Source organism: Comamonas sp. GCA5, assembly GCF_036541385.1.
GTDB lineage: Bacteria > Pseudomonadota > Gammaproteobacteria > Burkholderiales > Burkholderiaceae_C > Comamonas > Comamonas aquatica.
The window spans coordinates 1-818 of sequence record NZ_JAZHFR010000205.1; the positions used below are offsets into that span (position 1 = coordinate 1).

Here is an 818-nt window from a genome sequence, read left to right on the forward strand (position 1 = left end):
CAGCACCAGCAGGGCCAGCACCGCGCGCGTGCGGCCGCGCAGCGTCAGCGTCCAGGCCAGGGCCGCCAGGCACAGCAGCAGGGCCAGCAGGGTGGCCGCGCCGTCGATGCCGGTCTGCTGGCCGATCACCCACACCAGCCAGATCACGGTGGCGAACATGGGGAAGGCCATGGCGCGGCGGAAGGTGTCCATCCAGGCGCCGGGGCGGGGCAGCCAGCGCAGCAGCGCCGGCACCCAGCTGACCAGCACATACGGCAGGGCCATGCCCACGCCCAGGGCCGCAAACACCGACAGCGCCTGCGCCGCCGGCAGGCCCACGGCAAAGCCCAGCGAGGCGCCCATGAACGGCGCGGTGCAGGGCGAAGCAATCGCCACCGCCACCACTCCGGAGAGGAAGGCATCGCCCAGCGGATGGCGGGCGTGCAGGTTGGCGACCCGGCTGGGCAGGACGTGGCCGAACTCGAACACGCCGGCCAGGTTCAAGCCGATCAGGGTGAACAGCGCGGCCAGCGCCGCGACCACGGCCGGCGACTGCAGCTGAAAGCCCCAGCCCAGCTGTTCGCCCGCCGCGCGCAGGCCCAGCAGCACGCCGCCCAGGGCCAGGAAGCTGAGGACCACGCCGGCGGCATAGGCCAGGCCGTGGCGGCGCTGGGCCGAGGTGTCCGCTCCATGGCGGGCAAAGCCCATGACCTTGATCGCCAGCACCGGGAACACGCAGGGCATGAGGTTGAGCAGCAGGCCGCCGACCAGGCCACCCAGCACGGCCAGCAGCCAAGTGGCGGCGCTGGCGCTGGGCGCGGGCGGGGCTGGCAGCGTGG

Annotated in this window: 1 protein-coding gene; it reads right to left on the bottom strand. The window is 73.8% G+C overall.

Annotated features, from left to right (window positions below; all coding sequences use genetic code 11):
• On the bottom strand, positions 1 to 818 hold an 818-nt coding region (locus SJH88_RS19270), incomplete at both ends, for a protein-disulfide reductase DsbD family protein (RefSeq protein ID WP_274755403.1).